This is a genomic window from Capnocytophaga sp. oral taxon 335 str. F0486, assembly GCF_000277665.1.
Taxonomy (GTDB): domain Bacteria; phylum Bacteroidota; class Bacteroidia; order Flavobacteriales; family Flavobacteriaceae; genus Capnocytophaga; species Capnocytophaga ochracea.
The window spans coordinates 44,800-52,680 of record NZ_AKFR01000003.1; the positions used below are offsets into that span (position 1 = coordinate 44,800).

The 7,881-nt window shown below is 41.4% G+C and carries 4 protein-coding genes; 2 read left to right on the forward strand and 2 right to left on the reverse strand.

Annotated elements, in window-relative coordinates:
• Positions 1 to 74 precede the first annotated feature (74 nt).
• Positions 75 to 1,193, reverse strand: a complete 1,119-nt coding sequence (gene msrB / locus HMPREF1320_RS00440) for a peptide-methionine (R)-S-oxide reductase MsrB (protein ID WP_009417034.1) — start codon at positions 1,191 to 1,193, stop codon at positions 75 to 77.
• Between the two features lie 638 nt (positions 1,194 to 1,831).
• A complete protein-coding gene (locus HMPREF1320_RS00445; RefSeq protein ID WP_009417026.1) occupies positions 1,832 to 4,675 on the reverse strand; it encodes a triple tyrosine motif-containing protein in 2,844 nt (947 codons plus the stop codon).
• A gap of 987 nt (positions 4,676 to 5,662) precedes the next feature.
• On the opposite strand from HMPREF1320_RS00445, the gene hutH reads away from it, so the two are divergent.
• Positions 5,663 to 7,177, forward strand: a complete 1,515-nt coding sequence (gene hutH, locus HMPREF1320_RS00450) for a histidine ammonia-lyase (protein WP_009417043.1) — start codon at positions 5,663 to 5,665, stop codon at positions 7,175 to 7,177.
• Between the two features lie 114 nt (positions 7,178 to 7,291).
• Complete coding sequence (locus HMPREF1320_RS00455) at positions 7,292 to 7,639, forward strand: transposase (protein WP_232207514.1); 348 nt, start codon at positions 7,292 to 7,294, stop codon at positions 7,637 to 7,639.
• Positions 7,640 to 7,881 lie beyond the last annotated feature (242 nt).

Below are 7,881 nucleotides of genomic sequence, written 5' to 3' on the forward strand. Positions count from 1 at the left end.
AGTGTATAATAAGTAAAAAGGGGAAGACCTAAAATAGTAGTCTTCCCCTTTCTTAGAATGAGAGTATTAATTTTCTATTTTTTAGTTTTTTTCTCTAAGAGGGGTATATATTTGCCATAACCTTCTTTTTCCATATCGGCTTTGGGGATAAAGCGCAATGAGGCACTGTTGATACAATAGCGCAAGCCTCCTTTATCCTTAGGTCCATCGTTAAAAACGTGACCGAGATGTGCGTCGCCTAGCTTACTGCGCACTTCGGTACGAGTCATATTATGAGATTTATCGGTTTTTTCTTCTATGAGTTTTTTATCAATAGGTTTAGAGAAACTTGGCCAGCCACAGCCTGATTCGAACTTATCGGTAGAGATAAAGAGGGGTTCGCCGGTGGTAATATCCACATAAATACCTTCGCGAAACTCGTTGTAATAGGCATTGGCAAATGGGCGCTCAGTAGCGCTTTCTTGGGTAACGGCGTATTGTTCGGGGGTGAGTTGTTTACGAAGGTCGGCTTGAGAAGGTTTTTTAAAGCCTTTCTGTTTAGCTGGATTGGCTTTGCGGGCTATTTCAAACAAGGCTGGTGAAATATGGCAATAGCCTTGCGGATTTTTATCTAAATATGCCTGATGATATTCTTCGGCTTTATAAAAGTTCTTTAAAGGGAGCACTTCTACTACTATGGGTTTACTGTATTGAGTGGCAAGTGCGGCAATAGCTTTATTGATAAGCGGTTTTTCGGTTTCGTTTACGTAATAGATGCCTGTGCGGTATTGCGTGCCACGGTCGTTGCCTTGTTTGTTGAGGGAAGTGGGGTCGATGATTTTGAAATAGAGGTCGAGCAGTTGGTTGAGGTCGATGAGTTGAGGGTTGTAGGTTACTTTTACGGTTTCGGCAAAACCTGTATTGCCTGTACTTACTTGTTCGTAACTGGGGGCTTTGGAGAGTTTGCCATTGGCATAGCCTACTTCGGTGGCGAGTACTCCGCGAATTTGTTTAAAGAAGTGTTCGGTACCCCAGAAGCAACCTCCTGCAAAATAGATGTCAGTAGATTTTGATTTGTTTGTTTTTTTCATTTCTGCTTGTTGATGAGTTGAATTTTCGTCGTTAGTGATAAGTGAGGATGTTCTTTGGCTATTGCCGTTAGCACACCCTGTTGTGAAAGCTATTGCCATAAGGCAGAAAAAATAGGTTTTCATTCTTAATGATTTTTTTAATTGATGAGTTCTTGTTGATGATTTATTTTACCGCAATAGAGCTTCAAAAATAATGCCAGATTAATACTAATAATACCAGAAATGCCAATAATACCAATAATCAACTTTGCCAAAGGTCGTAGCACGACAGGCAGAGAAAATTAGAAAATTAGAGAATTAGGAAATTTGGAAATTAGCAAATGGGTAGTGATAAAAAAGGTTTTTTTGACGGGGTCTGACTTGTCGGACAAATTGGACTGGCCTGAGCTATCGAAAGGAAACAGAAAAGAACGGAAGGAGGCTGAGAAAAGTTTTGGTGAAAAAAGGCTGTAAGGAGGGTGGGGTTAGCTTATAGAGAGCTTATAGGAAGCTTATACGAATCTTGGACGATTGGTATAGAAAGAGTGTGTAGACAGTTGATTCATAATATAATACAACAAGGCTAAAAATGTTAAAAACAGGGTTTCGAGGCGAAAGAAAAGGGAATAGGCACTAGACCTTAGTCCACAGGCACTAGGAGGGAGTATGACGGAAAAGCGGAGGAAACCTCCCCCTTTACACATACCCAACTGTCCCTGCCTACCTTCAAAAGGAGGATTAGTGACAGGAAAGACAAAGGAGAGGTGGTGGAAAGGTGTTTTTTACTGGAATTTTACAAAAAAGTCGTACAGGTTATCGGTTTCGGAAAGGTTGAGTTTTTTGCGGATACGGTAACGGGCAGTTTCAACCCCACGAATCGATACACCTTGCATAGTGGCGATTTCTTTGGTTGTGTAATTAAGCCTTATCAGTACGCAAATACGCAAATCGGTGGTGGTGAGTGAAGGGAAACGTTCTTTGAGATTCTTGAAGAAGTTCTTGTGAATCATATCGAAGTTTTCTTGGAATACAGCCCATTGGTCTTCTTCTGAGATATTCTCGCGGATATGTTGCAAAATGAGATGACTTTTGGCTTTACTTACTTTCTGGTTGTCCATTAGTTGTTCCAGCTCTACTATGAGATTGGTAAGGAACTCGTCGCGCCTGATGTTTAGCATAGTGGCTTCGGCAAGAGCCTTACTCTTGTACTCTAACTGGTTGGCGAGCATTTGGTTTTGGAGTTTAGTCACTTCTTGTTCGCGTGACTCGAGCAGGCGTTGGCGACGTATTCTTTCACGCAAGAAGGAACGCTCTTTTTTCTTCATTTTATAACGGAAGTAGATAGCTGTTGCTACGATACTTACCCCGATGAAGCTGACGAAATACAATATATAAGCCCAGAGGCTTTTATACCAAGGAGTGGTAATTTGAAACGGGAGGGAATAGAGGGAGAGCTCTTTGTTTAGTTCGTTGAGCACTTTTACTTTGAGCCTGTATTTACCAGGGGGGAGATTTTGATAGCTGATGATAAAATCGGGGTCGGCTTGCGCCCACCGCTTGTCATATCCTTCTAAGACGTACCACAGTTGGTAATGTTCTTTACTAAAATTGGGATACTGAAATTGGAACACCAAATTGTTTTTGGCGTAAGGGAAAGAAGGATTGGCGGTAATTTCTTCCAAAAGATATTGGTCGGTATCGCGTTCGTAAGAGCGGAGGCTTTTTAGGCTCAGGTTATCGGGGTAGGTGGTTTGAGGAGTATTATCGGTATAACGAGCAATACTACCGTCTAAACAAAAGAAAGAAGCGCCGTCGGAGGACACGAATACAGAGGCACGGTCTTCGGTGGTAGGGTGTTGGAGGTCATCGAAAGCAATCTTTTCGGTTATTTTGTATTGACCATCGACAAAGGAAACTAAAAAGTAATCGGTGGCAGTGATAAACCAGAACCGATTATCGTTTACGGGTACTATATTGCGGGTTTTGGTGAGCTGAGGGAGTTGTTCATTGAGGATAGTATAAGGTACAATTTCTTCTTTATCGTCGTCGTAGTAGTAGAATTGAGAGCCGTCGGCAAAGACTATTTTTCCGCGTATTTTTAGGAGGCGGAGGGCTTCTTTGGTTTTAGGTTTATTGAACACTGTTTTGTGTTTCACCTTTTTTAGGTCTTCGGTAAGTGAGAGTTTGCAGACGCCTTTATAGATGTGATTCGTCCAGATGTTGCCCATAGGGTCTATTTCGATGCGATAAGTAAGGTCGAAGAAGCCATCGACGATATGTGAGGGCTCCCACTTGCCAGCTTTGTCTCTCTTGTAAATAGTAAGGACAGAATACGAAGAGCCGACGAGTACCTCCTGACCGTGAATCATTCCCTTCTTTAAATCCATACCTCCGACGCCTACATTGCTGAGGGGGCGTAATTGGTCACCTACGAGTTCGGAGACACCTTTGTTATGTCCTACAAATAACTGGTGGTCGTACTGCTTTACGAACCACACTTGGCTTGAGAAGTTGGGCAGTTTGTTGAGTTTTCCGTTAGTAAGGGAAAAGACTCCTTTATTAGAGGCTAAGTAATAAGAGTTACCTTGCTCAGCCATATCGCTGATGAGCTCTACATCGCCATTTAAATTTAAGAAGCGGAGTTTGCTAGGGATTTCAATCATAGCAATACCGTTGTCTAAGGCTACCCAGAGGTTGTGCTGGATATCTTCATAAAGCCCGAGTACGGTGTTATTGTTCAGTCCGTTTTTCTTGTGGATATGCCACAGGAGTTTACCTGTGCTGACATTGATAGCATACAAACCTTCGGAAAGGCTTCCTAAGATGAGGTTACCTTCATCGGTAATGAGCGCACGGTTCAGCCTAATGGAGGGTAATAGGGTGTCGATATCGGTAGTGAACTTGCGCAACTGGTCGGTTTGAGGGTTGAAAAAGAACAAGCCGTTCTTGTCGGTTACCAGAAGGAGTTCTTTTTGATAGGGGATAGTAGCGATTACCAATCCTCCTAAGCTGTTAGTAGAGAGTTTTTGATGGAGGCGATGTTGAGGGTCGATGGTATAAAAGTCGGCATTTACGCCTTGCATATAGAGGGTATTGCCGTCGGAGAACATTGCAAAAGGGGCGGGTTTAGGGTTGAAGGCGCGTACTTGGTTGCCGTCGAACACAAAATAGGAGGAGAAAGTTTGGAAGTAAATTTTATCTTGATGCTTGAATATGCGCCAGACTTCATCGTTGTGAAAACGGTAATCTTTGAGTTGGTCTTTTAGAGAAGTGTAGACCAATTGGTTTTGAGCATTGCGCTGGAAGTAGCCAAACTCTTCGAAAGAGCCTACATAGACGCGCAGTTTGGAATCGTTATTATCGGCAAGAACAGAACGGGCTATTTTTTTCTGGGGCAGGTAGTGGAGTTGCCATACCTGTCCGTCGAAAGTAAGTAGCCCTTGGTTATTAGCCACGTAGAGGACGCCCGTTTTGCATTGGCTTATTTGCCAATTTTGCAAGCCTGCCTTGTATTGAGTTTGAGAGTAGTTATAGATAGGTGGGACAAAGGGCAAGTCCTGATTTTGAGCTGTTGTGGTGGGGAAATGCCCCAAAAGAATGATAAGTAAGATGATGAAGTGCTTCATATCTATCGCACAATAGTGAGCGACAAAGGTACGAAAAAAAATTAAATAATGTGCATTGGATAGGTAAAAGATATGAGGGAAATTAGAAAATGAGGAAATGAGGAAATGAGAGAATAAAAGAAAAATCGATTAAAAAGATAAATAATTTAGGTGGGAGTAAAAAGTAGTGATGGCTATTAGGGTGAAAGACAAGGTTTGTCAGGAGGTAGAGCGGGGGTAAGATAAAGGTAGGGTGAACGATGAGTGGCTCTACAGTGGGTCTACAGTGGCTCTACAATGATGATTAATCAAATTATAATCGAAGATTAGTTGACTTTATAGTGCTACTATCTGCTAATATCATTGGCAACTAGTTAGATTTGTCGGATATAAAATAACTAACGTGGGTTCGATGTAAGAAAAGTGTAGCTTACGCTACAGAAATCTTACAATTCTTTACAAATCAAACAAATAGGTAACAAGTTGCTTTTAGACACATACTCTGCTATGCCAGCTCGCAAACTACAGACAGATTATAATACAAATACAATTGTAAATCAGTATTGTATATATTGAACAGATATTATAGTCAAACAAAAATAGATTACGACTCAATAGGCTTGCTTTTAGAGGGCGATTTGCAAATCGCCCCTACAAAATATACTGAAAAAGCGACTGATTATCAGTGTATCAATTTACTAAGGGTCGTAGCACGACGAGGTGAGAGCTACACGAGCAGGTAGAAAATTAGAGAATTTAAAAATGAGGGTGTGTAGTTAATCAGAGTTCTCAGAAAATCTCGGAGAGGCTCAGGACATCACTGATGACTAAAAACTAAGTACTAAATTTTGCTAATTTACAAATTAGTTATTATCTTTGTCGCCAGATTACTAATGGAGAGAATTGCCTTAATAGGGCGAATTGCCTCACATACTCAGCTGTGCCAGCTCGTTGACTTTGCCCCTATGACATAACACAAAACTTGATTTATATTAATAACTAAAAACAATGAAAACATTACGTACTTACAGCGATTTTAAAGATATCGTTTTTGATAAGAAAGAAGTGGCTATTAGCAAAGAAGCTAAAGCCCTCATTGAAGAGAGTTACGCTTTCTTAAAAGACTTTGCAGAGAACAAAATCATTTATGGCGTGAATACGGGCTTTGGACCGATGGCGCAATATCGCATTGAAAAAGAAGACCAATTGCAGTTGCAATACAACCTTATCCGCAGTCATAGTTCGGGCTTAGGGGAGGTGTTTGATGAAGAAACCGTGCGTGCGGCTATATTGTGTAGACTTACGAGCTTGTCGTTAGGCAAATCGGGGGTGCATATAGAGGCAATTGAACTGATGCGCGACCTATTGAACTACCGCATTACCCCGCTTATTTTCCAACACGGAGGCGTGGGAGCTAGTGGCGACCTTGTGCAGTTAGCCCATCTTGCCTTAGTGCTCATAGGCGAAGGAGAAGTGTTCTACAAAGGCGTGCGCAGACCTACGGCTGAAGTATTTGCCGAAGTGGGACTCAAACCGCTACAAATACACTTACGCGAAGGACTTTCGCTGATGAACGGCACGTCGGTAATGACGGGCTTGGCAGGGGTGAATGTGTATTACGCACAAAAGCTATTGGATTGGACAGTGAAGTTCACAACGGCTATCAATGAGCTAGTACAGACTTATGACGACCATTTTTCATCTGAATTAAACAACGCCAAACAACATACTGGGCAAAAAGAAATCGCCCGAATGATGCGCGACTTCTTACACGACAGCAAACGCACCCGCAAACGTGCAGAACACCTTTACAAAGGGCAACACAACGAAACTGTATTTAAAGAAAAGGTGCAAGAATACTACTCCTTGCGCTGTGTGCCACAGATACTCGGGGCTGTATACGACACCATTGCGCATACTGAGCGCATCGTAGAAGAGGAACTGAACTCGGCTAACGACAACCCAATAGTAGATGTGCCTACCCAGCAGGTATATCACGGGGGTAACTTCCACGGCGATTATATATCTCTTGAAATGGACAAGCTTAAACTGGTAGTTACCCGTATGACAATGCTTGCTGAGCGACAGCTCAACTACCTTTTGAACCCTAAAATCAACGAGCTATTGCCACCATTTGTGAACGCAGGGAAATTGGGCTTTAACTTCGGTATGCAAGGGGTACAGTTTACCGCTACTTCTACCACTGCCGAAAACCAAACCCTCTCTACCTCGATGTATGTGCATAGTATCCCGAACAATAACGATAATCAGGATATAGTGAGTATGGGTACCAATGCGGCGACTCTTACCCATAAAGTGATAAACAACGCTTTTCAGGTGCTTGCTATTGAGGTTATCACCATTGCGCAGGCTATCGATATCTTGGGCTGTTATGACGAGCTTTCGAGCACTACGCAAAGATGGTATAGGGAAATAAGAGCCATTATTCCGTTCTTTAAGGAAGATTTGGTGTTTTATACTTACTTGAAGGAAGCCACCAACTTTTTAAAAGATAAGAGATAAGAGGTAAGAGGTAAGAAATGTATGTCATATCCTGAAATAGGTTTACACTAAAAACCATAAAAAGATATGACAAAAGGGAGGAAAGAAACAGTTCGGTACAGTGATTGCTTTAAGTTGAGTATCGTAGAAGAGATTGAGAGAAACGGATTGAGTATTGAAAACTGCCGACGCAAGTACGGCATTGGAGGAAGTACAACGATTCAAAAATGGCTTAAAAAGTATGGTAAAAATCACTTATTAAATAAAATAGTACGCGTGGAAACAATTGATGAAATCGGGGAGCTTCAAGCTCTTAAAAAGGAGTTAAAAGCCCTTAAAGAGGCTTTTGCTGAAACGACTTTAGAGAATAAAGTTTATAAGACTTATTTTCAAATTCTTGGTCAGGAAACAGGAATGGGCGATGAAATAAAAAAAAAGTTAGAACAAGAGTTATTGAAGTACTTTCCAAAACAGAAAAGATAAGCGCTCTTTGCAAGTGTTTTGGTATTAGTAGACAAGCTCATTATAAAGCAGTTAAATCGTTTAAGGAGGTAGCACTCAGTGAGAGTATAATTATTGAGATGGTACAGGAAATACGTCGAGAACTGCCCAAGATAGGAGGAAAGAAGCTTTATTATATGTTATCAGATAAGATACATCAGGTAGCAAAAATAGGGAGAGATAAGTTCTTTATGATATTGAATAATAATGATTTACTTATTCAA